The organism is Streptomyces sp. NPDC052023 (assembly GCF_044548465.1).
In the GTDB taxonomy this organism is placed as follows: Bacteria; Actinomycetota; Actinomycetes; order Streptomycetales; family Streptomycetaceae; genus Streptomyces.
Genome location: NZ_JBIUBW010000012.1, coordinates 1 through 24,805, shown reverse-complemented (window position 1 = coordinate 24,805; position 24,805 = coordinate 1). Strand labels below are relative to the sequence as shown.

General features: G+C 66.8%; 21 protein-coding genes, 1 tRNA gene and 3 pseudogenes. 18 read left to right on the top strand and 7 right to left on the bottom strand.

The features are described from left to right. Positions 1-227: 227 nt before the first annotated feature. Complete coding sequence (locus tag ACIHCM_RS23320) at positions 228-650, bottom strand: hypothetical protein (protein ID WP_399898894.1); 423 nt, start codon at positions 648-650, stop codon at positions 228-230. Then, entirely contained in the window at positions 643-5,277 is a 4,635-nt protein-coding gene (locus tag ACIHCM_RS23315; RefSeq protein ID WP_399898891.1) for an RICIN domain-containing protein, read from the bottom strand. Before ACIHCM_RS23315 ends, ACIHCM_RS23320 begins: the two co-directional genes overlap by 8 nt. 1,032 nt (positions 5,278-6,309) lie before the next feature. Here ACIHCM_RS23315 and ACIHCM_RS23310 point away from each other — a divergent pair. The 4 genes and pseudogenes from ACIHCM_RS23310 to ACIHCM_RS23295 form a co-directional block, all read left to right on the top strand. Continuing rightward, positions 6,310-6,897: a hypothetical protein gene (locus ACIHCM_RS23310; protein ID WP_399898888.1), complete on the top strand. Its 588-nt coding sequence runs from the start codon at positions 6,310-6,312 to the stop codon at positions 6,895-6,897. Between the two features lie 580 nt (positions 6,898-7,477). Next, positions 7,478-8,152 (top strand): hypothetical protein, encoded by a 675-nt coding sequence (locus tag ACIHCM_RS23305; RefSeq protein WP_399898885.1) that lies wholly within the window; start codon positions 7,478-7,480, stop codon positions 8,150-8,152. Between the two features lie 276 nt (positions 8,153-8,428). Next, the gene (locus ACIHCM_RS23300) at positions 8,429-9,436 is read left to right on the top strand and encodes a hypothetical protein (protein WP_399898882.1); all 1,008 of its coding nucleotides are present in this window, start codon (positions 8,429-8,431) and stop codon (positions 9,434-9,436) included. A 213-nt stretch (positions 9,437-9,649) separates the two neighbouring features. Continuing rightward, positions 9,650-9,958 (top strand): annotated as a pseudogene (locus ACIHCM_RS23295) (transposase family protein); the annotation flags it as partial. Here ACIHCM_RS23295 and ACIHCM_RS23290 read toward each other — a convergent pair. Then, positions 9,953-10,474 (bottom strand): annotated as a pseudogene (locus ACIHCM_RS23290) (transposase); the annotation flags it as partial. The pseudogenes ACIHCM_RS23295 and ACIHCM_RS23290 overlap by 6 nt on opposite strands. On the opposite strand from ACIHCM_RS23290, the pseudogene ACIHCM_RS23285 reads away from it, so the two are divergent. Next, a pseudogene (locus ACIHCM_RS23285) lies at positions 10,474-10,996 on the top strand (transposase family protein); the annotation flags it as partial. The pseudogenes ACIHCM_RS23290 and ACIHCM_RS23285 overlap by 1 nt on opposite strands. A 186-nt stretch (positions 10,997-11,182) precedes the next feature. On the opposite strand, the gene ACIHCM_RS23280 reads toward ACIHCM_RS23285, so the two are convergent. The 4 genes from ACIHCM_RS23280 to ACIHCM_RS23265 all read right to left on the bottom strand — a co-directional run bounded on the left by ACIHCM_RS23280 (position 11,183) and on the right by ACIHCM_RS23265 (position 17,376). Further along, positions 11,183-11,280: transfer RNA gene (locus ACIHCM_RS23280), tRNA-Arg, on the bottom strand. A gap of 112 nt (positions 11,281-11,392) precedes the next feature. Beyond that, complete coding sequence (locus ACIHCM_RS23275) at positions 11,393-13,990, bottom strand: DEAD/DEAH box helicase (RefSeq protein ID WP_399898880.1); 2,598 nt, start codon at positions 13,988-13,990, stop codon at positions 11,393-11,395. A gap of 3 nt (positions 13,991-13,993) precedes the next feature. Next, a complete protein-coding gene (locus ACIHCM_RS23270) occupies positions 13,994-16,165 on the bottom strand; it encodes a site-specific DNA-methyltransferase (protein WP_399898877.1) in 2,172 nt (723 codons plus the stop codon). Positions 16,166-16,908: 743 nt separating this feature from the next. Then, a complete protein-coding gene (locus ACIHCM_RS23265) occupies positions 16,909-17,376 on the bottom strand; it encodes an NUDIX domain-containing protein (protein ID WP_386563285.1) in 468 nt (155 codons plus the stop codon). An 18-nt stretch (positions 17,377-17,394) separates the two neighbouring features. Between ACIHCM_RS23265 and ACIHCM_RS23260 the strand changes: the two genes are divergently transcribed. The 13 genes from ACIHCM_RS23260 to ACIHCM_RS23200 all read left to right on the top strand — a co-directional run bounded on the left by ACIHCM_RS23260 (position 17,395) and on the right by ACIHCM_RS23200 (position 24,744). Next, complete coding sequence (locus ACIHCM_RS23260) at positions 17,395-18,174, top strand: GntR family transcriptional regulator (protein WP_399898873.1); 780 nt, start codon at positions 17,395-17,397, stop codon at positions 18,172-18,174. A gap of 139 nt (positions 18,175-18,313) precedes the next feature. Then, positions 18,314-18,670 carry a hypothetical protein gene (locus ACIHCM_RS23255; RefSeq protein WP_190095226.1) on the top strand — a complete coding sequence of 119 codons (357 nt, stop codon included), beginning with the start codon at positions 18,314-18,316 and terminating at the stop codon, positions 18,668-18,670. A 3-nt stretch (positions 18,671-18,673) separates the two neighbouring features. Beyond that, entirely contained in the window at positions 18,674-20,032 is a 1,359-nt protein-coding gene (locus tag ACIHCM_RS23250) for an FtsK/SpoIIIE domain-containing protein (RefSeq protein WP_399898869.1), read from the top strand. 20 nt (positions 20,033-20,052) lie between these two features. After that, positions 20,053-20,715 (top strand): DUF2637 domain-containing protein, encoded by a 663-nt coding sequence (locus ACIHCM_RS23245; protein ID WP_399898867.1) that lies wholly within the window; start codon positions 20,053-20,055, stop codon positions 20,713-20,715. 18 nt (positions 20,716-20,733) lie between these two features. Next, the gene (locus tag ACIHCM_RS23240; RefSeq protein ID WP_399898864.1) at positions 20,734-20,928 is read left to right on the top strand and encodes a hypothetical protein; all 195 of its coding nucleotides are present in this window, start codon (positions 20,734-20,736) and stop codon (positions 20,926-20,928) included. A 1-nt stretch (position 20,929) separates the two neighbouring features. Next, positions 20,930-21,121 carry a mobile element transfer protein gene (locus ACIHCM_RS23235; protein WP_399898861.1) on the top strand — a complete coding sequence of 64 codons (192 nt, stop codon included), beginning with the start codon at positions 20,930-20,932 and terminating at the stop codon, positions 21,119-21,121. 12 nt (positions 21,122-21,133) lie between these two features. Then, positions 21,134-21,289 (top strand): hypothetical protein, encoded by a 156-nt coding sequence (locus tag ACIHCM_RS23230; protein WP_108708689.1) that lies wholly within the window; start codon positions 21,134-21,136, stop codon positions 21,287-21,289. A gap of 12 nt (positions 21,290-21,301) precedes the next feature. Beyond that, positions 21,302-21,631, top strand: a complete 330-nt coding sequence (locus ACIHCM_RS23225) for a SpdD-like protein (protein ID WP_399898857.1) — start codon at positions 21,302-21,304, stop codon at positions 21,629-21,631. 84 nt (positions 21,632-21,715) lie between these two features. Further along, positions 21,716-22,267, top strand: coding sequence for a GGDEF domain-containing protein (locus tag ACIHCM_RS23220; protein ID WP_399898854.1), 552 nt, complete (start codon positions 21,716-21,718; stop codon positions 22,265-22,267). 85 nt (positions 22,268-22,352) lie between these two features. Beyond that, entirely contained in the window at positions 22,353-22,538 is a 186-nt protein-coding gene (locus ACIHCM_RS23215) for a hypothetical protein (RefSeq protein ID WP_399898851.1), read from the top strand. Beyond that, positions 22,531-23,898: a replication initiator protein RepSA gene (gene repSA / locus ACIHCM_RS23210; protein WP_399898848.1), complete on the top strand. Its 1,368-nt coding sequence runs from the start codon at positions 22,531-22,533 to the stop codon at positions 23,896-23,898. Before ACIHCM_RS23215 ends, repSA begins: the two co-directional genes overlap by 8 nt. Before the next feature lie 16 nt (positions 23,899-23,914). Beyond that, positions 23,915-24,085 (top strand): helix-turn-helix domain-containing protein, encoded by a 171-nt coding sequence (locus ACIHCM_RS23205; RefSeq protein WP_360557010.1) that lies wholly within the window; start codon positions 23,915-23,917, stop codon positions 24,083-24,085. A gap of 74 nt (positions 24,086-24,159) precedes the next feature. Further along, positions 24,160-24,744, top strand: a complete 585-nt coding sequence (locus ACIHCM_RS23200; RefSeq protein ID WP_399898845.1) for a hypothetical protein — start codon at positions 24,160-24,162, stop codon at positions 24,742-24,744. Positions 24,745-24,805 lie beyond the last annotated feature (61 nt).

The window sequence follows — 24,805 nt, the reverse complement described above, 5'->3', positions numbered from 1 at the left end:
GCCTGAGCCGCGACGAGCGCGGCGAGCATGCCGAACGCCGCGTTCATCTGGAGCTCGTCGCGTGGCGCCTGGGAACTGCTCTGCCGGACCCCACCCTGCTGAGCGCGACGATCTCGCGCCGCCACACGGTGGCCGTGACCCGGTCGCCCGGCTCCAGTTGCTCGAGGAGCGGACCCGGATCGCCGAAGGCCACGACGCCCTGCCAGGAGTCCTCGTCCTTGCGGGTGTCAGCCCCGGTGTCCCATGACCTGGATCATGCTGCCGTGCCCGTGCGGGTCCGGCTGCGCGATCTCGAACCCTGCTGAGGCGAGGATCCCCTGAAGAGCGGCCTCCATGTGCTGGAGCACATTGCGATGGTGGCGGAAGAGCCGAGGTGGGTCCGAGAGATCCATCCCCTTCTCGAGGAGCGCCAGTGCGGCACTCCTCAGGTCCTCGCCGGCCTCCCAGTCCACATAGACCCCGCCGTCGATGAAGGGCGTCACGTGCACGTCCGCGCCGGGCTGCGTGTAGGGACCTCCGGTGAGATCACCCCGGTACACGGGAAGCCCGGCACGTTCCAGTTCCGTGCACACCTTCCCGGCCAGTGCCTCACGCTCGGCGATGACCTCCGGCGCGGCTCTGGGGTGTGGCTCGAATTCGTGTTCAGTCATGGGTCCCTTGTTCCTGAGCCTGCTGCTCGCTCGTCGCGGAGCGCGCCGTACGGCCACCGCCGGCACGCTTCACGTATTCGGCCAGCAGTGCCTTCGCTTCCTTCCAGATTTCCAGGTTGTAGGGAACCGAATAGGTGACCGGCGTGCCCGGCTTCAGCGCTGAGGCCAACTCGGAGGCACAGTTGGAGCAAGGCTGCCGTTCAGTGTAAAGGGCGGTGATCTGCTTGGCGTCGAATCCCTTCGCCTTCAGCTTCTGAAGGATCGCTGTCTCGGAGTGCCCCTGGAAGCCGCTGTTGGCGACCACGAAGTCACCGGTCTTCGGGTCGTTCCACCCCGGCACCTTCGCCACGGCCACATTGTGGTCTGCTCCGTAGTAGCCGTTCTCCGTCCGGTACCTGAATGCCAGGTGGCTCATCTCGTCGCTGTTGTAGGGAATGAGCCCTGTGGGGCATTCGGCAGCGTTCCTGGCCGATGTGGGGGCGAGAGCCGTTCGGGCGGTCCTGGTGCAGGTCTTGACGATTCCGTCGAGGCCCCTGACGCCGATACGGAAGGCGGCCGCCTCGCTGACACCGAGGGAACGCAGCGCCCGGTAGGCGTCGGCGAAGCCGATGCCGGTCCTGGCTGCGGCATCAACCGCGAGGACAGCGTCGGCGACAGGCCGGAGGATCTTGCCTGCGAACAGGGTCGCCACGTCCACGATCGCCCAGCCGCAGCCACCCCAGCTTCCGCTCGCCCCGCCGGGAGTGAGCTTCTGGACGCACCTGATCCAGTGTCCGACGAGGATGTCCACCGGATCGATGTCCTTGTTGAACTCCTCGATCGTGATGTTCTTGGTGGTCTCCTGGGTGAGTTCCTTGGAGGTGAACTCGTCGATGTACGTCGTGGCGCTGCTCGGGCACTGGAACCTCTCCAGGTCCAGGTCGTCGGCGCTGCACATGTACACGCTGATGTCCGCCTTGAAACGGATCTCCGCGGTCACCGTGCAGTCGCCGTCGTAGAAGAGCTGGTCGAACCAGCCGTCACAGCCCTCGGTCTTCTTCAGCGTCTTCGTCTCGATCGGCTTCGCGCTGTCGACGACGAAGAACATGTTGCCGATGGAGACGCCCGCCTCGTCCACGACGGTGCCCGTGGTGATCTGCTCGGCGTTCTCCGCCTGCTCGGCCCGTTCGGCTGCCTCCTGGGCTTCCTTGGCGTACTTCTCGGCGTCCTTGGCGTACTGCTCGGCCTCGTCCGCCAACGCCTCGGCCCGGTCTGCCGCGGAGCGGGCGTCCTTCGCCGACTGCTCGGCCTCCGCGGCGGCCTTGTGCGCGGCGTCCGCGTCCAATGCCGCCTGGTCGGCGGAGGCACGGGCATCCTGCGCGTACCCCTCGGCGCGTCCGGCGGCCCGGTCGGCTGCCGCAGCGTCCTCGGTGGCCTGCCGGTCGTACTCGATCGTCCGCGCGAGCGACTTCGCCGCCTGCGCCGCGTACCCCGCCGCCTCGGCTGCGTAACCGAGGGCTTCCTTCGCGTACTGGCGGGCGTTCGCCGCGTGAGCGGCGGCGTTGGCCGCGTGCACGAACGCCTGCTTCGCGTCTCCGGACGCCTGGTCGGCGATGTTCTTCGCCGCGTCGGCTTCGGCCTTGGCGTTCTTGGCGTGCGCGTCGGCGACCGCCTGCTGCTGTTCGGCGATCGTCTTCGACGCCTGCCCGGTCAGCACCACCAGACCGGCCGCGGAGTCGGTGGTGACGTAGGGGGATCCCAGCTGGATCGCGTCGTTGGCCGGCTGGGCGACCTGCTGGGCGGCGTTCGACGCGTCGACGGCGGCCTGGGCGGTGACGTGCGCGTAGCCGGCGGCCTTGGCTGACGCCGCGAGTGCCACGGCGGCTTCCTTCTTGGCCGCCTCCGCGTTCGTCTTGGCGGACTTGGCGTGGTGCGCTGCCTCGCCGGCGAGCTTCACCGCCGTCCGTGCCTCGCCCGCGGCATGGTCCGACGCCTTGATGGCGTCGGCCACCGCGGCGGTCGCCGTACGCACCGCTGCATCGGCCTTCAGCTTCGCCGCCTGCGCCGCGTCAGCGTGCGCCCGTGCCCGCTTCGCGGCGGCCTCGGCACGCGTCGCGGCCGCATCCGCTTCCTCGGCAGCCTTGGTGGCGGCGTTGGCCTCGGACCGTGCCCGGCCGGCCGCGGCCTCCGCCTCGTCGGCTGCCTTGTCGGCCTTGTCCGCCTCGGCACGCGCCGCGTCCGCGGCCTCACCCGCGTCCAGCGAGTCCGCGTAGGCCTCCTTGGCGGCGGCCTTGGCGCGGGTGGCGTCGGCCTTCTGCTCCGCGTCCCAGGCGTCGTCGCGCATGGCCTTGGCGTGGTCGGCGGCCTTCTTCGCCTCGTCCCGCTTGTCGCCGGCGTTCTTCTCGGCGGTTTCGGCCGTCTCCTTGGCCTCCCGCGCCGTCTCCGCCTCCGCCTGGGCGTTCTGCTTGTGCTGGTCGGCTTCGGCCTGCTTGGCGGCGGCGGTCTCCTTCTCCGCCTTCGCGGTCTTCTCCTCCGCCTCCGCGGCCAGCCGCTTCGCCCGCGCGTCCGCGGCAGCTGCCTTGGCGTCGGCCTCGGCCTTCAGCGCGTCGTCGAGCTTGGCCTTCGCCGTCGCGGCGTCCTGCTTGGCGTTGTCGCGGGCCAGCTTCGCACCGTCCGCGGCGGCCTTCGCCTGCAACTCGGCGTAGTAGGCGGCCTGCTTGCGGAAGTCCGCCTTCACCTGAGCGGCCTGCGCCACCGCACGCTGCGCGATGGTCTCGCTGTCCGCGGCCGAAGCGCGGGTGGCGGCCTCGGCCGTCTCACCGGCCTTCACCATCGCCGACACCGCTGCCACGGCCCCCTGGGTGACCTGGTTCTTCTGCTGACCCACCAGCAGACCCCGGCCCCTGGGAGCACCCTGCGAGTCGGCGACGGTGTACGAGGCCTTCTCGGCAGCGTCCGAAGCAGCGGCGGACTTCTGCGCGGCGGCGAGCTGGGCTTTCAGATCCGCGACGAGGGACTTGGCCTTGGTCTGCGCGCTCGTGACACCGGCCTTGGCCTTGTCGAACTGGGCCTTGTCCGGATAGTCCAGGTTGTCGGTGCCGTTGTGGCCCTGAGGCACGATCCGGAACTGCTGCGGACCGGTGCCGTTGCAGCCCCACAGCCACGAGTCGTAGCCCTTGTCGAACTTGTGCAGGTCCAGGCACTTACCGGTACCGACGTGCTTCAGCGCGGTGACGCCGCGCAGATTCGCCTGCCAGGTCTGCGCGGAACTCTGGTTGCACGTCCACACCTGGATCTTCGTGCCGTTCGCCGAGCTGTTGTTGTTGACGTCGAGACACTTGTTGGAGCCGGGGTTGCGCAGATGCCAGCCGGAAGACCCGTTCTCCTCGATCTTCCATTTCTGCGCGCCGCCGCCGTTGCACGTGTAGATCTGCACCGGCGTGCCGGCGGGCGCGTTACCGCCCCCCTGGACGTCCAGGCACATGCCCTTCGCCGCGACGACTTCGACGACCGTGTCGACGTCACCGACCCAGCCCAGTCCGCCCGCGGCCCAGTAGTCCTGCCAGCGCGTCAGCCGGTCCGCGACCCACGACTGGCCCAGCAGCTCACCGAGGGACTTGGCGCCCTTGGTGAGGGCGGTGGTGGCGGTCTCGTTCGCGTCGAGGATCTGGTTGCGCTGGGTGGCCTGCGAGGAGACCTCTCGCTGCCACTCCTCCGCGGCGGCTCGGGAGATGCCGCCGTAGACCGTGTTCGGGTCGATCGGGTCACGCCACGCGCACGCCGCGAACCGGGTCTTGAGGTCCTCGACGGCGATCCGGTACTCCGCCGTACCCGGCTCAGGGGCGGTACGGGCGAAACCACCGGAGGCGAGGAAGATACGGGCGTCGTCGGCGCCCGTCGGGTGCAGGGAGTCGTCCGCCAGGTACCGGAAGGCGGCACGCTCCTCGAGTGCGCGGTTCCACTCGTCGGACGGCAGACCCGGGTCGGGGTCCCTGCCGTACAGCGGTGTGCCGACCTCCTTGACCTTGCCGACCGTGGCGCCGTCGGCCCTCGGCGAGGGATCCTCGTAGAAGTCGCCGTCGTCCTTCCAGAACCGCTCGGCGATCCACGTCGTCAGACCCGTCTGCGTATAGAAGTCGTCCTGCTCACTGCCGATCGAGCCGGGCGGGTCCTGCCAGTCGGCCAGCGAGTCGAAGCCACCCGGCTGCGACAGCCCGTCGAGCGGCTTGCCCCAGTCCCGGAGCCGGTTGTGGAGGGCGTCGAGCTCCTTCTTGTACGCCTCCCGGTCCTTGCCGTACGCGGCGGCGAGCGGGGTTTCCTCCCAGTACTGCCGGTCGGCCAGCTCGTGCAGCTTCTCCGGCGTCTGGTTCAGGCCGTCCTGCGCCGTCGCGAACATGGCCGGCCCGCCGAGACGCAGCACGTCGGTCATGAGGCACTGGTCCTGCCGCAACTGTTCGGCGGCCGTGTCGTCGTACCAGTCGTGGGAGGCAGCCGCAGGCTCGGATGCCGGACCGGGGAGCCGGTTGACCAACTCCGCTTGTACGCCCGCGGTGGCGAGCAGGCCGAAGGACCCAAGGGCGATGATCGGTGTCGCCCATCTCCTCGACCATCTGGGCCGCTTGCCCTGCTTCCGGGGTTTGCGTGACATCACGCGTCTCCCTCCCTGTAGGGGTGGCTACTTGAGGCACGCCCCTGGGAGGGAGACATGGTGTATCGCATGGCGCTTCCCCCAAGAGCCAGCCGGTCACTCCCGGGCAATCGGACCGGCCAGTCCGCCCAGGAGTGATCGGCACCATAGGCACACGCATGATCGAGACGGCAAGAGCGGGCGTCCGAGGGCCAGTTACCGTCAGTTACGGCCAGCGGGCGTGAGGGCGTCCCGTTGAGACTGTGGACATCCTGTGAGGGTGCAGTTGCACCAGCCGTGAACCGGGATCCCCCACCGGACACGCATCGTCACCATGAGACCAAGGTCACACGAGGTGGGGGGTGGGGGGATCAGACGTGGATGACTTCGGGTACGCGCGGTCGGGGTGTCGGGGTGTCGGGGTGTCGGGGTGTCGGGGTCTCGGTGAGCCGGTGAGCCGATGCCCCGGTGCCCCGGTGTGTCGGAGTGACGGAGCGTCGGAACTGGAAGCCGCGGCCTGACGCCGGAACAGCGTCCGCCTCGGTCCGCCTGGGCGGCTGAAGCAACCCGCTTCACCTGGTAGGCGCGGCAACTGTCTACGACACGACCACCGGTGACTCCTGCCAGAGTCCGTTGCCGCGTGCGGTGAGCAGGCGACCGCCGTAGGCACCCGATCCGTAGGAGAGGAGGGCACTTAGTGGGAGGGGCGGGAGGTCGAAATCGTCCTCCTGGTACGGCCACGAGGTGGAAACCAACTGGTGCCAGATGGAGATCGCCCCCGCCGAGGGCTCGGACCCTCCTGCTGAACGGGGTCGTCGATCCGCAGCGTTTCCAAGGACTCGCCGGCTTGCTGGACCGTATCGGGCTGAGGTACTCACTGGAGCTGTACGGCGGAGACGGCGGCCTGGTCCGCGAGATCCATGCGTGATCCGTCGTCTCGTCGTCTCTTGTGGAGTGTGGCCAACGTCCACGGCGTGGTACGCGAGGATTGGTTCATCCCTCTCGGAGGACCTCTACCTCGTGGCGAGCATGTGAGCAGATGAGGAGCTGGACGTGGTGGAGGTGACGGTCCGACGGCGGGTGCTGCGGCTTGTGATGGCCGCTGGCATTCTCATGGTCGCCGGATTGGTCGGCTGGCGGTCCAGCCGATCAGGCGGATTGCTCGTGGTGGCACAGGTGCTCCATCACCCGGTGCTGTTCGGCTTGTTGGTCCTGGCTGTTCTGACAGCTGCTGTGATCGTCGGCGTACGAAACCTCCTCTTCCGGAGCCTGGTTCTGGTGGCGGCGATCCTCATCGGGCTCCTCGCGATACCGATGCTGCTCTTCGCCGGCGCGGGGCGCGAGGTGACGACGAACGAAGCGGCGCCCAGTCGCTCCGACCGGCATCTTGTGGTGGTGGAAGGGGCGGCGATGATCGACCCGCTGTGGTGGGTCTACGTCGACGAAGGATCCGGACTGACCAAGCGCCGCTGGCATGTCGGCTACTTCAACGGGGGTGTCTCCGACGCGCTGGTCGAGGCTTCGTGGGTGGGGCCGGATCGGGTGCGCCTGGTGACCGCGGGCGGAGAGGACACGCAGGTCCACCTTGTCGATCTCAGCCCCGAGAGCGGTCAGCCTTTGCGCACGCTGTCGAGGGGGTAGGAGTCGCTTCGTCCTGGTAGCGGCGGTGCAGGGTTGGCAGCCGTCCGACCAGGCCACGGTGCTCTCCGCGCTCCAGCGAGGCCCCCGGACGAATCCAGGGCCTCGCCCTCACCGTGAATGACCTGCGCCGATGCACCAAGATCCCGTCCACAGCCCCTGCGACGACCCGCGTGAACCGCACGGGATCACCAAGGTCCTCACCGAGATCGTGACCCGCGAGTCTGCGAGTCCGTCACGGAAGCCGTACCACCTCCGTGCCACGTGCATCACGAGCTGGCTTCGCGCAGGCCTCCCGGTAGCTGAGGTGGCCCGGCGGGCCAGCAATTCGCAGAGGTGATCCACCGACGCTACGCAGGTTTTCTCGACGACAGTGAGGCTGAGAACAACAGGAGGATCGAGATGGCCATGGGATGGGTGACCTGACCTTCTCCTCCCCCGCCCGTCGTGGACGGGCGGGGCCTTTTGTTTGAGTGCTCGATGCGGCGCGCCGACGTCGCTGCGCTGGCAAGATGTTCGCTCCGTTGGCCGTATGGAGCAACACTGCGTGCTGAGAACTGCGGTTCAGGGCCAAGGTAGGAATATGGCAAATGGTGGCGAGGGGGCAACGACGCGCCCAAGAGGCGGGTTCGACGCTATCCACAAGTGGGCAGCTACAGCCGCCGCTGTCGTCGCCCTAGCTATCTCGCTCTATAACTTGGCCGAGCTCCAACGGGAGCCAAAACTTGATGTCACACTTCCGCATCTCATGCGAATCGGACCAGCAGGCAAGGGAACCCTGATCTACTTTCAGCCGACGGTATCCACCAGGTTTAAGTCGCAAGATGTCGAGGTAATCAGTGACGCGCGTTTGCGGCTTAACCCTACCGGTTCAATCTCTTCGTCGGAGAGTTCAAATTTCTACTGGCAGAGTAATGGTGTGCCGAAGTTTGATTTCGAGTCCGACGAGATCAGGATTGAATGGTCTGGCGACCCCGCTCCCTTCCTCGTCAGCCAGGAGAACCCTCAGCAGCCAATGTTCCAGTTCCAGGACGGCAGTTGGGTGCTCCAGCCCGGCAGATATGAGGGGTTCATTCAGTTGAGTCGGTCCGGGAACCGTAAGCCGTTGACCCAGGATTTCTGCCTGATTGTTTCAAAGAAGGCGGTCGATGAAATGCGTGGGGGAGATGAGCGGGGAATCTATTTCTTCCGCAATGACCTGCCCAAGTTCACCTCCTCCAGTAAGTACTCGCACTGCTACGTCAGGGAAACAGACTGAAGGTCCTGGCGGGCGGCAGTGAACCTCTTCCAACCTGACGGGTGGTTGGGCCGGTGGGACTGAGCGCGTCAGTTAGCCAGTCAGCGCGTGAGCCGGCCGCTTGAGTGTTCCGTGTCGAGGTCGCGGCCGAGCTGCTCGGCATATGCGTCGAGCAGCGGCTTGATCTACTGGTAGAAGGGCACATTGTTCTGCTGGCGAAGCTGCGGGCTCCGAGCGGGCCGTCCCGGTAGTGTGAACTGCCGCTGACCAGGCTCGAGTTCAGAACAAGGGGGAGTGTTGGCGTTCTTGTTGTACTACCCGTTGGTGAAGCCTCCGACGGAGGTTCTCCATCAGGCGTTGCTCTACTGGGACGGCATCGCGACCGTGGTGCCTCGGGCCCCATCGGAATACGAAGTCGCCGTGCCCGAGGAACTGAAGGAGCTGCGGCAGCGGCAACTGTACGTCCCTCTGACATTCGACGAAGGCTCCATGGATCGCCTGGAGGAGCCCCGCCGGCCAGCAGGCCCCTATAGCAGTCCAGCTTCGCGAGCACTGCGGAACGAGTTGCGGAGGATGGCTGCGAGACCCGACCGTCCCCGGCTTCCGTCCCCACCGGAAGCCTTTCTCTACCACAGCAAGATCAGCTACTGGCTCAAGAACGAACTCCTCTCCCTGGGCCTGGCCGAGCCCCAGCGACACCCTTTCGTCCTCGCCGTTCCGGAGGAGGTACAGCGGCTGGTCATCGGCACCCTGGCCCGAGAGCTTGCTGCCAGCAGCCGGGACCCGTACATCCCGTACACCGATCGGCCACAGGCACACACCTACGCCCTCGAAGGCCCCGCCGAGAACCGTCGGCCTGCCTGGGAGCTGGAGTTCAGCAGACTGCTCCCCGTCCCCGCTCCCAGCACTCCAACCGCTGACGTCCTTGCCTTCCGGGACCGTCACGCCGATGAGCGCCAGCGTCTGATGAGGGCACTCCACCGCCTGCTTGGTGAGCTGCGCCGGGACTACGAACACCCTGCCGATGTCCTGTCCCAGCTGCGCCGCGAGATCGACCAGTCTGTGGAGGACTACCATGCCGCTGCGAGGAGCACCCGGATGGCGTGGGTGACTCGGTCTGTGACGGTGACCATAGCCTTGGCGGCCGCCGCGGGAACCGTCGTGCAGCCAGGTCTGACCTGGGTCTTGGGGGCAGTTGGGGGCTACGCCCTGAACGTATGCACTCGTGAGGTGCGCCCCCTGGCCCGTGCCCGTGATGAACACGACTTCAGCTACTTGCACAGGGTCGTGAGCACGTTGACCTGATGCCTCAGCGACGGGGCGGAGGTGCCTGCCAGAATGGAAGGGCGCACAGCCCCGAACATGGCCCCCTCGCGGGTCCGCTTTGTAGCCAACTGCATCGCTGAAGCGGCCACCTGAAGCGCTGAGTCACAGCCGACAGCCCCGGCGGCGGGCATGAAGAAAGCTCCTGGTAGACGGGTTCACGACCAAGATCACCAGTACGCCAGGAGCTTTCGCGTGCTTGTCTACCCGTCCGGCATCGATCTGTCCAGCCGCACTCTGCGGCATCTCTCCGGTCTTCTCGCAGGTCACCGTCGTCGGATCGGTTCACGCTGGCGGCGCCTGACCTGCGGCCGACAGGCCATGCTCGTCCTGGCCCACCTGCGCTGCGGCGACACCTACGCCCGTCTTGCCGCAGGTTTCCACATCGGGATCGCCACGGCCTACCGCTACATACGCGAGGCCGTCGACCTGCTGGCCGCCCTCGCGCCCACGCCGGAACAGGCTATGACGACTGTTGGCAAGAAGGCGTACGTGATCATTGATCGAGGTTCCCGACGACTTCGTGGTCGGGGCGAGGCCGGCGTAGGAGACCAGGTGAGCGGCGGTGGGGAAGCTGGTGCCGTCGCCGACGGTGACCAGCAAGGTGGCGGCGGTCCTGACCGCGACCCCCGGAATCGAGGTCAGGACCGCGGAAAGAGGGTGAGCCTCCAGCAGCTGTCCGATCTGCGCTTCCAGGGCCCGGCGCTGTTCGTGGACGGCCGCGAGCGAGCGGGCCAGGTACGGGATCACGACGTCGAGGGTGCCGGTGCCCGGGACCACGACGGTCTGCTCGTCGAGCGCGTCGAAGACTTCGTCGATCAACCGCTGGGCCATGCGCGGAGCTCTGGGCCGGATCACCTCAACGAGTCTGCGGCGACCGGCCTTTCGCAGGGCGGCCGGGGATCCGTAGCGTTCCAGCAGCCAGGTCACCGCGGGGTGGTCCAGGCGCGGCCCGAGGACGTGTTCCAGGCTGGGGTGGAACTGGGTGAGCAGGCCGCGTATCCGGTTGGAGGTGCGGGTCCGTCTACCGGTACATCAGCGAGCCCGTCGAGCTCCTGGCCGCCCTCGCCCCCCACGCTCGCCGCAGCGGTACGGGCCGCGTCGAGGAAGGCGTATCTGATCCTGGACGGGAAGCACGGCATGAATGTGCAGGTCATCGCCGACCCGAAAAGTCGTCTCCTCTGGGCCTCACCAGCCCTGGCCGGTGCAGTCCATGATGTCTGGGCCGCGCGCGAACACGGCATCATCGACGCTCTCGCCAAGGCCGGCATCACCTGCCGTGCGGACAAGCGCTACCAGGGCGCAGGCGGCACAGTCCATCTTCCGTACCGCGGCCGACGGGATCGGCTCTCCGCCGGTCAGCAAGCCGTCAACCGGTCACACGCGAAGGTCCGGGCGCTGGTCGAGCAAGCCATCGCCACCCTGAACTCCTGGCGGCTCCTCCGCAAGCTCCCCTGCTCGACGACCCGGATCACGAACCTCGTCCCGGCCGTCCTCACTCTTCATCTGGCCAGCTCAGCCTGTGGATGGAAAGGCTATTGAGACGGGGCGCGGGCATGTGGTCTGGCACGCAAGCAGCGGGCAGGCGTCGGCTGCTTGCCCACACACTCCTCACACGCGAACCGTGAGCGATAGCGAGAAAGGGCGGGAGTCAGTGAGACTGACTCCCGCCCTCTTCTCTCGGCATCCGCCCTGGTCAGCACTTGATCTCTGCTGTTCCTTGGCGAGTGCCCCCGGCAGGATTCGAACCTGCGCACACGGCTCCGGAGGCCGCTTGCGTCTCTTGCATCGCAGCAGGTCACAGACTTGTGATGGATCCGCCAGGCATTACTCGTCCACGGATAGTCCACGCCGAAGCTGAAGTGAGCGAGGCAGGGCACGGGTGCTTTGCCCTGTCATTAGCTCAATGACTCCCCAAGCACAGCCGCCACCTGCGTGTCAGTAGTAGTCCGTTGCAGCGCTGCTGAGGTACAGACTTTCGGCGTCATGCGCCTGCTCGATGGCCTGACGGACATCTTCGCTCTTTAGATCAAGCACGCGGAGAGACTTTTCGTTCATCTGCGCAACGGCTTCAACCCGATGGAACTCCTCGCCATATTCTGCGGTGAAATTCGCGAGTCCGCGCAATTTAGGAAGTGCGTCGCTGAGGTGGAAACCGTGCGGGTCGACAATGGAGACCTTAACGTTGTCCTCGCTGCCATGGAAGAACACGAAATCCGGGCACATTCGGCGCCAGTTTCCTTTGCCGTCCTTGTAGGCGATCGCTAGCGAATCGTCCGAGGCCCGTCCGGGGTTGCGGTACCAAGCGAGGAAATCGGTGCGGGAGCACTCGGTGTCGAGTACATTCGTTTCCCATTTGTTAAGAGAGCCGATGGGGAACTGGCCGCTCTCATCTGACATGAGGTGCTGCGGCCGGGTCTCGACCTTGGTGCCTTTCTCGTCGGCTGCGGTTTCTTCAGTGCGGACCTTGGGGCGACGGATGTCGATACGCTGAGGCTCCGCCGACATTCCTCGAATGTCGTCGTACACCGCCCGGCGTTCGTCAGTCAGACCTTTGATGTCAACCCGATACCGTGCCAGCCACTTGTTGGTGAGCGCGGTAGCTTCGCGGTTGAGGTCGGCTTGGACGCCGTCGATCTCGGCCAGTGCTACCACTGCAAGGTGAGCATCGAATAGGCCGTCGTCGTCTTCGTCCGTTACAGCAATGTGGTCTGCGTACTTACGGGCGAGGTCAGCGGAGAGGATACGCTGGGCGTTCTTGAAGTCAGCCTCAATTGACCGTTCGTCCGCGATCTCGTGGAACTTCTCGGGATCCGCGACCTTTTTGCCCGCAACTGTGGCAACTATGGTCTCACCCTCAACATTAAGAATTCCGCGCGTAGCGTTCTCGATTGCGTCCCTATGACGGGACATTAGTCCGTCTAGAACGGCGAACATCTCGGTGTAAGCGGCCTTCCGGGCGTCGCGGAGGAAGCCGTCGTGGGAGAGAGCCTGAGCTAGTGTTGAGAGTCGCTTGGTGGGCTTTGCGGCCTTTTTCGGCAGAGATTGTGAGGGGAGGGCGTCGAATGCTTCCCAAACGCAGGTCGGGATTGCTTCGTTGGCGTGCATGTCCACTGGATGGATGAGTACCCTCCGGCCGGCGCCGCCGCCGGTGTCGCCCTTACCGTCATCACCCTGCGGCTTTTTCCCAAGTAGAATCTCGGCAACCTCCATAGCTGTTGCTCGGTTGAAGTACGGAAGCACGCAGTCGACGGAGTTGAGCACGTCGTCCCCAGCGATACGGCGAGCAAGAGGCGTGCGGACCATGCGGCCGAGCAACTGGGTGATATGCGTCTTGTCGGTCGCGGGCCGGTACGACACTAGAACCTCGGCGCGGGGGCAGTCCCAACCCGTGGAGACCGCATCCTTCGCAAACAGGACGCGGATATGGCTGGCTTCTTGCACCTTCTGAGGTGAGATGTATGGGATCTCGTAATCCCCAATATGGATTGACACATGATCGCCAAACACGTGCGCGATGCCGTCGCCCCGAAGTTCAGGCCACTCCTCACGGACTGCGTCCACGGCATCCTGGAGCAATTCCTTCGACGGAGTGTTGGGCACCTGCACTACGAGCAGAGGGTTGACCGTGTCTCCGGAGGAGTCTTGAGCCTCGGCGTATCGCTCCCACAGACGGCCGGCTGCCTTGACCTTGCGGACACCGCGCCTCAGGAGCACCGTGTCGAAGGTGCCCTTCTCAGCTGGGAAGTCGAGCCGGATGTCGTCCTTGAGTAGGCCGGACTCCTGGATTAGCGCTGGGTCGATCTCATAGTGAGGATACGGGTACCGGCCCTCGACGTCTTTCATAGCGGCGGTGAACCGTTCGATCGTCGCGGAGATACCCCACACCACCGGGATCGGGGGGACTCCATTGGCGCCGTTGATGAGCCGCTTCACGAGGGTTTGCTGCTCGGCCCTGTCGGCAGCGGTACGACGCCTCATACCCTTATGTGCCTCGTCGAGGATCAGGTAGAGGGTTAGTCGGTCATCCTCGATGGTGTTGCGGATAGTGTCCCAGATGGTGTGCTGTCGAAGGTCAGGCGTTACGTTCCGTTCAAAAAGTGCATTACCATCCTCTACGGCGCCGCGAACCAAAAGCGTATTCTTTGACAACTTCTGCGAGTTCAGGAAGTATACGTTCCCGGGCTCAAACTTTTCCCGGTTGAAAGTGTTCTCAATAACCTGGAGGCGAGAGTAGGTGATCCTATCTCCAGACGCATCGAGAATTCGCGCTTTCGTCTGCTCGTTCAGGGACGGGTCGTCCGTGAACCATAGGACCACCGCGCCCGGATCAGCCTCGAAGTCCCAGTCCGGATCACCGAAGAACAGCCCTTCGATAACAGCCGAGGCCATGACGGTTTTCCCCGCGCCCGTGGTAGCGGCAAGCGAGAACGAGACATTCCTGCCCTTGCCATGGTAATCGTCGCGTGCATCGGCAAAGTAGGTGAGCATCTGACCGACCGCATCGGCCTGGTACTCTTTAAGCGTGTACTTCATCGGTCACTCTCTGCCCGTATTGATCTTGAAGTTGGTCAGGTAGGACTCATAGAGCCTAACCGGCTCGACGTGAGGCGGCAGTTCAGAACAGACCATTTGAAATGCCCGGTCATCGTCAGTCACGATGAAAGCCACCCGCACCTGATCAGAGGCGCTGAGCGCGTTGAGGAACGCGTGTGAGGCATCCAGGTCGAATAGCACTCCGTAGGTTTCGGCAACCGCAAAATCTTCGAGTGCCTTGTCGATTCGTTTGCCCTTAGCGCCAGCTTTCAGCCACAAGATTGGCGCGACCGCCTCGAATGAGCGATGGTGAGCGACGGACCGCGGGGCCTCGTAAGTCAGGGTAAAAAACTCGACGTTTTCCTCGAACCCGTCTTCCATCGGAAACTCATCAGTGAATTTGTAATCAGTCTTGACCGCTTCTCCGCTCGGAGTCAGCCCCGTGACGGCAGCCTTAATTCGGGGCTTCGTGACGTAGTCGCAGATACCGAGTGCCTCCCACTCTGGGTCTCCCGGCCGTAGACCCCGCGAGCGCAGACGAGTCTGCTCCTCCGCGCTAACTTCGTTGTTCGTGACGCTAATAGACTGTCGGCGGCCGCCATCCTGCTTATTCAGTCGCATCACCGCGTGGGCAGTTGTGCCGGAACCAGCGAAAAAGTCAACGATGACTGCGTCCGGCTTGTCTGCTACGACGAAGCGCAGTGAATCTTCGACGGCATACAGAGATTTGGGGAATTCAAATCGCTTCTCGCCCAACAGTGACTTGACTAGGTTCGTGCCGTGGTCGCGAGCGAAATGGCTCGTCTGGTTCCACACGCTGCGCGGGGTGACATCCTTCATGGCCCCCTCGGTGAGGGCGAGTTCCAGGGCGCCTTCCGGGCTCTTGCCTGTGACCTTGAAGGTTCCATTGGCAATGTTTTTGATAGTGCCAGGCTGGAGATAGGTGATGGGGCGCAGTCCCGTTTCGGGGTCGCGCCTCCCGAGTCGGGCCGTACCTGCCGCGAAATACTCGCGCATTTTCGTGGCGGAGAATCGCCACCTCTGCTCACGTCCGTCTTTTGCGAGTGGCCACACTGCCACCGTCCCGGGTTCCAAAACGTACTGGGACCTTGGCGCGTCCTTTGGAAGCGGGTCCCCTACCTTGATAAGTGCACCAGATTCAGCGTCGAGAATAACCGGATAGAAGAGTGCCGGCCGGCCGTTCCGTTCTGCAGAACCGGTCCCCCGCCTCACCGCGGTGAACCAGACGGTGGGCATCGCCTTTGTCTTCGGCACGCCCTCTTCCTCGCTTCGGACCGAGTCCTCGTCGGCGTTCTGCTCCGTGGCGTCATCCGCGCCCTGAAGCGCGGACTCGTCCAGCATGGTTGAGACCCATGGGTGGATGTGCCCTTCCCCAAGAAATACGTAAAAGATGTACTCGTCAACACGGGCAAATCGACCTTTTCGGAACGAGGCGGCCCGGTTGATGACAGATGAAACCATCTGGATGTCGGCTTCGGGGAAAGTCTGTTCCAAAAGGAGGCCTAGGCGCAGGTATTCCTTTTCATCGATTGTGACAATAAGGACAGAGCTATCGGGCCTGAGGAGACGCTTCGCCATCTTAAGGCGGCGTTCCATAAATGCTAGCCATTTGGAGTGTCGATAAATATCGTCGCTATCGACGTAATCATTGTTGTACTTCCAGTCGCTATCTCCGGTATTGTATGGCGGGTCAATGTAGATAGCGTCGACCTTGGCTTCGTGTGTATAGAGAAGTGTCTGCAGTGCGTGGAAGTTCTCCGCGTTGATCACCGTGTGGAACGGCTTGTCCCCGCCACGCCCGACTTTGCCGGTAGACACCAGGCCCGGATAGATCGGGTCACGGAACTCGGCGACCACTATCAAGTCGTCGCAAGCACGGCTCGCTGTCTCGAAATCGTTTGAGTCTGGGCTCACCTGTCGCGCCAAAGACGCCACGCGGCCGTCGTCGGTTCGAGTGGTGCTCATGACCCGCCATAGGCGCTGGTCGACGCTCTTGGGGTCGGCTCCTCGGGGGGCCAGGAAGCGGACTTTGTCGCCCTTCCGGACGGGCCTGCCGGGCAGTTCGACCGTCTCGGGGGTGTGACGCTCGAAGTTGAGTCCGAACGCACGCCGTTCGGTGAGCGCTTTGATGTGGTCACGGATGTCTTCGGCCAACGCCCGATCCTTCTGCTCCACCTGGCGAAGGAGGTTGCTCAGTGACGACAAAGCTGCCCTCTCTAGATGTACTAGCTTGCTCGATCTTTTGTAGACTGCCGGTCGCGCAACGTGCTTTGGGGTGACTGGAGGCCATCGTCCGGTGGGCGCGGCCTAACCCGATAGGTTACGCGTCTTCACGTCCGGGACGAAGATAACCTCTCTTGTTCACGCAGCACGCCTGCTTGGTGCTGCCCCGGCTGTCGGCCGACAATCGGGGCGCCGTCCCTCGCGGCTAGCCCGTCACCGTCGCCTCACATGTTGAGGCATAACGAGGCTGGGTCGGCATGTGGCCAGACTCCTTCCCGCCACTCACACCAGCGCTCATCCCGTCCGCCGTCGACCCACACACCGTGGAGCGGGCGTGGTCCATGGCGTCCAGGTGGAGCGCGCTACTGTACGAACGACCTGGACGCCATGGGCCGCGTCTGCTCGGCTCGACCTGGGTCGACGGCAGACGGGATGGGAGCCACCGCGCACGCCACCTTCGGCCGGCACCCGCGAACGGCGCCCCCTCCATCTCGGAGCCTGAGCGCCCCCGCCGGAGGCATGTCTTTGGCCCGCGGCTGACTCCCTCACTTCTGCCCGCAGCACGTAGCGCGCCGCCGGGCGCGGCCAGCCGGGGCGCAGACAGGAGGCAGGCCGCGCCGCAGAGGCGGCGCGCGCCCGCGCCGTGCGCGGGCCTTGATGAAGTAGGGAAACTCTTACCGCGCTTGGATCAGGTGCTTGCCGTCATGGCTCCGGACGTGGGGCCCGTTGCCGTCCAGTGCGTCGAGCAGCCGCACCGCGAAGACCTCGGTCATGCGCTCGGCTACCTCTTCGGGCGTGAGCCAGTCGACCGCTGTTGACTCCGCGGATGTCTGCTCAACGCCTCCTGACGGCTTGCACCGGAACACCAGGGCGACGATGCCGCGCGTCGTGTTCTTGTAGACCCCTGTGAGCTCGTCGACTTCGACCCGGATGCCGGTCTCTTCCCAGACTTCGCGGGCTACGCCGTCTTCTGGCTGCTCGGAGAGTTCGAGCACTCCGCCCGGGAGCTCCCACGTTCCGTTGTCCGCTCGGCGGATCGCCAAGAGTCGTCCGTCCTCGCGCACCACGGCACCGGCCACGGACACGGAGTGCAGTGGCGTTGACTGGGCCTCTCGGACGCTGTTACTCATGCACAGGAGCATAGGAGAGTGAGAAGGACTATGGGAACAGCGGTAGGAGGTGGCAGGGCCGTACCTCGGTACGTTCAGATCGCCGACGAGATCATTCAGCAGATCCGGGCTGGTGTCCTCAAGCCTGGCGACATGGTGCCCAGCGAATCGGAGTTGGTCGAACGCTACGGGGTCTCCGGCGGCACGATCCGCAAGGCCATGGTGGAGGTCCGCGCCAGTGGCCTGGTGGACACCCGCCACGGCAAGGGATCGATGGTCAAGGATCGTCCGCCTGTGCGGCTGCGGTCCTCCGACCGTTTCCGGGCCTCGCACCGTCGTGCCGGTAAAGCCGCGTACCTCGCGGAGTCGGCCCAGTCGGGTGCCACGGCGAAGGTCAGCGTTCTGTACATCGGTCCGATGGAGGCCCCGGAGGAGATCGCCGACCGGCTCGGCGTTCCGGCCGGCACTCAGGTCCTCGCCCGGCGTCGGCTCTACTTCCGCAACGGAGTTCCGGTCGAGACAGCCAGCTCGTATCTGCCGTGGGACGTGGTCAAGGACATCCCCGAGCTGTTCGCCGAGAACCCCGGACCCGGTGGCATCTATGCCCGCCTGGAGGACGACGGCCACACCTTCGCCGAGTTCATCGAAACCCTGCAAGCGCGGCCGGCCTCCAAAGCTGAGGCTTCCGAACTGGCGTTGAGCCCCGGCGCTCCTGTGGTCCACCTCGTCCGCGACGCCCTCACGGAAGCGGGGCGCGTCGTGGAGGTCTGCGACACGCTCATGGCTGCTGACCAGTTCGTTTTCGAGTACCACATCCCCGCAGCCGACTGACGCTCGCTCACATTCCGTCAACCCGCCCGGACTTCTTCGTCCCGGCGGGTTGACTCATGTATAGGAGTCATGCACTCTTCTCCATATCACTCATGTACATGAGTGACGGAGTCCAGCACTTCTAGAGGAGTGATCCCCTGTGCGTCAGATCCCCGTCGACACCCTCAACGCGACCGTGATGGTGGCTCAGCCCCCGCAGCCGAAGGTCAAGGATCGCCGTACGGGCGAGCGCGCGATGGACGCCGAGACCGGCGCCGCGCTGTCGACCGTGGACGTGATGTTCGCGGCCAACGGTGAGGTGGAGATCCTGTCGGTCACCGTGCCGGAGTCCGGCATCTCCGGTGAGCTGGTGATGGGCACGCCGGTCGCGCTGACCGGCCTGATCGCCCGTCCCTGGGAGAACGAGTTCAACGGCCAGAAGCGGCACGGGATCGCCTTCCGCGCGGTCGCGGTGACCTCGCTCGCCAACGGCGCGTCGAAGCCGAAGGCGGCCTGAGTCATGAGGTGGCTGTTAGTCGCCCTGGTGCTGGTCGTCGCTGCTGCGGGTCTCCTGCGGTGGCGGCGCCCCGCCTGGTACTGGCTGACCTTCGGCGTCGCCCTCGCCGGGCTGCGGGTCCTGGTCCGGTACGGCTCGGTCATGGACGCCTGCGGCCTGACGGTCCCGGCTCCCCGCTGGCGACTGGCCCTGGCGCGGATGGCCAACCGGCCCGTTCCGAGCCCGCAGGCCCCGCGCATCCTGCGGGTGCGGCCGACCCGGACCGGCCTGGTGCTCCGGCTCAAGCTCCGGCCCGGTCAGGACGCCTTCGACGTGGCTGCCTCCGCCGACCGGCTGCGGCATTCCTTCGGCATGTACGGCGTGACTTCGCGAGAGCTGCGCTCGGGCGTCGTCGAGGTGCGGATGACCGGCTATGACGTGCTCCGCCGGGTGCAGATGCCGCCCCTGGCCGCCGACACGCGGCCGATGCGCGTCCCGGTCGCCCTGCGGGAGGACGGCTCGGTCCACTTCCGCGACTACCGGGCCGTGCCGCACGCGCTCACCCTCGGGGCGACGGAGTCGGGGAAGTCGGTCTATCAGCGCAACCTCGTGGCCGGGCTCGCGCCGCTGGATGTCGCGCTGGTCGGCATCGACTGCAAACAGGGCGTGGAGCTGTTCCCGCTGGCGCGCCGGTTCTCCGCGCTGGCCGACAACCCGGACACCGCCGCCGAGATCCTCGATGCCCTCGTGGCGCACATGGAGGACGTCTACCGGCTCATCCGCTCCCACCAAGCGATCAGCGTGAGCGTCCCGGATGCGGAGATCGCCGCCGACATCTGGGACCTGCCCGAAGACCTGCGGCCGGTGCCGGTCGTGGTCCTGGTCGACGAGGTCGCCGAACTCGCCCTGTTCGCCAACAAGGAGCAGGAGAAGCGACGCGACCGGATCATCACCGCCCTGGTCCGCCTGGCCCAGCTCGGCCGTGCCGCCGGCATCTACCTGGAGATCTGCGGGCAGCGCTTCGGCTCCGAACTCGGCAAGGGCATCACCATGCTCCGCGCCCAGCTCACCGGCCGCACCGCCCACCGTGTCAACGACGAAACCTCGGCGAACATGGCCTTCGGCGACATCTCCCCGGACGCCGTGCTGGCCGCGATCACGATCCCTGCGGAAGCACGCGGGGTCGCCATCGCCGGTGACTCCACGGGCGGTTGGCACCGCATCCGCGCCCCGCACACCTCGCTGCGGCAGGCCGTGAATCTCTGCAACAAGCACGCCGACCGCACCCCGCACCTGCCCGGCCTGGACGCCTTCCGCCCCGCACCGGGCCACGTGCAGCCGGTCGCCGCCCCCGCCGTCGAGTCCGCTCCGGCCGCTGCCTGACCCGGAAGGGAGAAGCCTTCATGCCTCGTCCGCGTGTGGACGCCGTCCTGGTGCAAGCCGTCATCGCCGGTGCCCTGTCCTTCGCCCACCTGCACGACCTGGCCGCCGCTGCCGGACAGGACGGCTGGAAGGCCTGGGCGTATCCGGTCTCGGTGGACCTGCTGCTGGTCGCGGCCTGGCGACGGCTGCGCACCGATGGGCCGTCCCGGCTGGCCTGGTGCTGGTTCCTCATCGCCCTGGTCGCCTCGCTCGGCGCGAACGTCGCCACCGCCGGACTCCTCGACCTCAATCACGTCCCGGCCTGGCTGCGCATCCTCGTCGCCGCCTGGCCCGCCCTGGCCTTCATGGGCGGCACCCTCCTCGCCCACTCGGCCGCGGACCGCTCCGACCCTGTGCCGGTACCCGCCGACCCGGCCCCTGAGCCCGTGACCGAGGTGGAGCGCGAACCGGTCACCGTCCCCGAACCGGCCCCGATGTCCGAGGAGCCTCCCGCCCTGCCCACCGCCGACCCGGACCCGGCACCGCCGGCCGTGGTGGTCCCGGCCGCGCTGGTCGACCACGCCCGCAAGGTCGCCGCCGACCACGAGCACCGGACCGGCGTCCGGATCGACACCGACACCCTGCGCGCCCGCCTCGGCGTCCCGCCGCACCTGGCCGACGCCATCGCCGCCCAGCTCACCTGACCCGAACGGAGACATGCCGTGCTCGTCGACCCGGCCGACCTGACCGCCGCCGACCACCTCGACGCCGCCCGCGAGATGGCCGCCACCAACCGCCCCTTCCTCGCCCACCTGCTCGCCGAGGAGGCCGCCCGCCTCACCGCCGACCCGGCCACCGCCGCCGCGATCCGCGCCGCCTTCCCCGACCCCAACCTGACCCGCAAGGAGACCGACTGATATGCCCGCCCGCGACTTCTTCCACTCCGTGATGCGGATCGGCCCGGTGCAGATCGGCACCCACCGCGACCGCCACGGCACCACCAAGCACGCCGCCGTGTGCAGCGCCGACGGCTGCGGCTGGTCCGCCGACTACACCAGCCAGTCCGCCGCCCAGCTCGCCGCCCGCACCCACCGCTGCCGCGTCCGCTAGGAGACCACCGCCATGGATGTCCCGCTCTGGTTCGCCCTGCTGGTCGTCGGAGTCCTCGGCGTCAAGCTCATCCGCCCGCCTCTCTGGCTGGTCGCCGTGCTGCTGCTGGGCGGCTACCTCCTCGCCGACAGCCTCCTCGCCCCGGTCATCGACACCGCCGTCAAGTAAGGAGATCCACCCATGTTCCGGCCCAAGCTCCCGACCATGCCCCAGCCCACCGGCCTGGTCACCCCGCCCGCGGTCGTCATCGAGCCGACCACCATCACCCCCGGCACCCCGCCCCCGCCGTCGGCCCCCGTCGCCCCGGCCCCGGTCCCGGCCGCGTCCCGGCCCACCGTGCAGCTCACCCCCGGCACCGCGCTCGCCCTGGTCGGCGGCGGCACCGCCGTGGTCCTGGTCGTCGGCGCCGTCCTGGTCTCCATGCTCCTCGCGGTCGCCGTCACCGCCGCCTCGGTCGCCGTCTGCGCCGTCGTCCTGCGCTCGCTCCTCGCCTCCCAGCACCGCCGCTGACCGGTCCCGGGTGGCGCACAAGCCGCCAGCACGCCGCCGCCTCCGGGACCCGTACTCCGCCAACCGCCACCGAAGGGGAACGTCATGGATCTGCAGATAGCCGCCGTCCTGCTGCCGTTACTGGGCTGGGCCGTGCACGGGAGCGTCCTCGCCCACCGGCTCGCCTCCGCCCGCCGGGACCCGCTGACCGGTCTGCACACCCGCGCCGGATGGACCGCCCGCGCCGAACACTGCATCCGCCGGCACCCGTCCGCCGTAGTGCTCCTGGTCGACCTCGACCACTTCAAGACGCTCAACGACACCCACGGCCACGCCGCCGGGGACGCCGCCCTCGTCGCCACCGCCGACCGGCTCCGGGCCTGGTGCGGCCGTTCCGGCACCGCCGGACGCCTGGGCGGGGACGAGTTCGTCGCCGTCGTCCGGGACCTGGCCGCGGTCGACCTGGACGCGCTGATCGCCGCGCTGCACCGGCCGCTGCCCCATAACGGCGTATCGCTGCCGTTGGCCGCGTCGGTCGGCGTCTGTCGCGTCACCGAGCTGCCGGTACCGCTGCTCACCGATGCGCTCGCCGCCGCCGATGCGGCCATGTACGCGACCAAGGGCCGTGGCCGCCGGGGCTTCCGCGCCTCTCGCTGACCGGCCACCGGGTGGCGCACAAGCCGCCAAGCACGCCGCCACCCGGGGCCGTCCCTTCCAACCGCAATCGAAAGGAACCACCATCATGGCCCAGCCCACCCCGCCCGCACGACGTATCTGCCCGGCCTGCGACGGCTTCGCCACCGTCGCCGTCACCCTCGGCGGCCGCAACCCCCGCGGCCACCTGCGCACCATCACCGCGCACTGCCCCACCTGCCACGGCACCGGCACCGTTCCCGCCCGCCCCGTCCGGGAGGGCGCTGGTGCCTGAGACGCTGCTCGACCCGACCACCCTCGGCGACCTGCTGAGGGTGGCCTCGGCCGTCGACTACCACCGCTGGGAAGAACAGATCCGCCGCACCGGCGGCTGCGCCGACCCCATCCACCTCACCGGCTGGACGATCCACAAGGACAAGACCACCGGCGCCACCCTGCACCACTACTCCACCGAGCACGAGCCGGGCGGACGACTCCGCCTCGCCTGCGGCAACCGCCGCGCCTCCCGCTGCCCCTCCTGCGCCTGGACCTACGCCGGCGACACCTACCACCTCATCCGCGCCGGCCTCGCCGGGGACGACCGCCGCGACATCCCCGCCACCGTCCGCGACCACCCGCGCGTCTTCGCCACCCTCACCGCCCCCTCGTTCGGCCGCGTGCACAACCGGCCCGACCATGGCACCTGCCGCTGCGGCACCCACCACACCCCGGACGCTCCGGAGCTGGGCACCGCCCTCGACCCGAAGTCGTACGACTACGCGGGCGCGGTGCTGTTCAACAACCACGCCGGGCAGCTCTGGCAGCGCTTCACCAACCGGCTCCGCCGAGAGATCGCCGCCCGCGCCGGCCTCACCCAACGGGAGCTGAAAGAGCGGGCCCGGCTGTCGTACGGCAAGGTCGCCGAGTTCCAGAAACGCGGCGCCCTGCACTTCCATGCCGTGATCCGCCTCGACGGACCCGACGGCCCGAACACCCCGCCGCCGTCCTGGGCCACCGTGCAGCTGCTCGCCGACGCGATCCGTGCCGCAGCCGCGCACTCCTACACCTCGGTCTCCGTCCCGGCCGCCGAGGGTCAACCGGCCCGGACCTTCCGCTGGGGCACCCAGCTCGACGTCCGCCCGGTGAAGGCGTTCGGGAACGGCTCCGAGATCACCGAACAGGCCGTCGCCTCCTACGTCGCCAAGTACGCCACCAAAGCCGCCGAGAACACCGGCACCCTGGACCGCCGCATCGGCGAACTCTCCGAACTCGACCGACACCAAATCCCCGACCACACCCGCCGCCTCATCGCGGCCTGCAAACTGCTCGATCCGCTCTACCCCGATCGGCGCCTGTGGGCCTGGGCGCACATGCTCGGCTTCCGCGGCCACTTCTCCTCCAAGTCCCGCCGCTACTCCACCACCCTCGGCGCCCTCCGCCAGGCCCGCGCCGACTACCGCGCCGCCCAGGAACACGCCGCCCTCGGCCTCGACGACGACCGCGAGCCGGACACCGTCCTCGTCCTCGCCGACTGGCAGTACGCCGGACACGGCCACACCCCCGGCGAATCCGTCCTCGCCGCCACCATCGCCCGCGGCCTCCAGCTCAACCGCGAAACCGCCCGCGAAGAGCTCGCAGCCCTGGAAGGAGCCTGACGTGAAAGACGAGCTGATGACCGTCCCGCAGATCCTTGATGAGCTCGGGGGAGTCTCCCGGCGGACGTTCTACCGGTGGCGCGAACTCGGGCAGGGGCCGGCTGCTTTCAAGCTCCCCAATGGTGAGTTGCGAGTGTGGCGGAGCGACTTCCGGACCTGGCTGCGGCAGATGGAGACCGCCGCGTGAAATCTCTTGACGTGAAGGTCTGGAGCGTCCGTAAGCGGGACACAAAGACGCCGTCTTACGGAGTGCGTTGGTCAGTGGCCGGCAACGTCTTCTCCGAGTCTTTCCGAACCAAGGCACTCGCTGACCACTACCGCACCAAGCTCATGCGTGCGATGCACGATGGCGAGGAGTTCGACACGGGGACCGGTCTTCCGGCATCGATGGAGGAGACGAAGTCGGCCGTGTCTTGGTACGCCTTCGCGCTGCGGTACCTCGCCATGAAGTGGCCGCATGCCGCCCCCAACACGCGCGACGGCATCAACGAATCGCTCACCAGCGTGACCATGCAGCTTCTCGGCGAGCGCTCCGGCCGGCCGTCTGACGAGACGATCCGCAAAGCACTCCGCAACTGGGCTTTCGTACTGCCGGCGCCGAACGACCGCGAAGTTCCGGACGATGTGCGGAACGTTCTTCATTGGGTGTCCAAGGCGTCTCGGCCGCTCGCTGATCTCGCCGAACCTGCCACCGCTCGCGCAGTGCTCGACTCCCTGAAACTCAAGCTTGACGGAACAGCCGCAGCAGCGGAAACCGTGCGGCGTAAGCGCCGGACCCTCGTCAACGCTGCGAACTACGCAGTCGACCTGGGTGAGGGGCCTCGTGTTCTTCGGACAGGGATCTGACTGTCTATTTCACGCGACGGCTCGCAACTTCACATGTTCGGCGTGGACTTCTCGGGGAGGG